The sequence below is a fragment of the Neoluteolibacter marinus genome (assembly GCF_014904755.1).
GTDB lineage: Bacteria > Verrucomicrobiota > Verrucomicrobiia > Verrucomicrobiales > Akkermansiaceae > Haloferula > Haloferula marina.
The window spans coordinates 1-492 of sequence record NZ_JACZFQ010000161.1; the positions used below are offsets into that span (position 1 = coordinate 1).

The window sequence follows — 492 nt, forward strand, 5'->3', positions numbered from 1 at the left end:
GGCCGTGCCGCGGAAGCGGCTGAGCGGCATTGACGCAACTCGGAGCTGGCCCTGATCGGGTTGACCGCTATCCACTACCTGTCCGCCCTGGTGGCCGGGGTGGGCTTAGGAAGCATTACAACTTCCCGGAAACTCCTCGCCAAACATACCCCCGGGGGGTACTGTCGAGAATGAGGAGGCAACTATGACGGATTCGCACGCCCACCACCATGGTGGAGCCTCGCCCTTGCGCGAGGCCCCCACCCCCGATCACCCCCACGATTCCCAGGACGAGCACTCGGGTGACGGCGGCCACGAGGGAAACGGTGACCATGGAGGCCATGGTGGACATGGTGGACATGACCACGTCGCCATGTTCCGCCGCTTGTTCTGGATCTCCCTGGTCATCTCGATCCCCATGATCTTTCTCAGCGGCAGCTTCGCGCACCTGCTGGGCTACCAGTTGCCGGACAACGCACTGATCACCTGGGTCCCCGTGATCCTCGGCACCGT

1 pseudogene is annotated in these 492 nt (G+C 63.8%); it reads left to right on the forward strand.

What is annotated here, in order from left to right:
• Positions 1-184 precede the first annotated feature (184 nt).
• Positions 185-492: pseudogene (locus IG178_RS24300) on the forward strand (heavy metal translocating P-type ATPase); the annotation flags it as partial.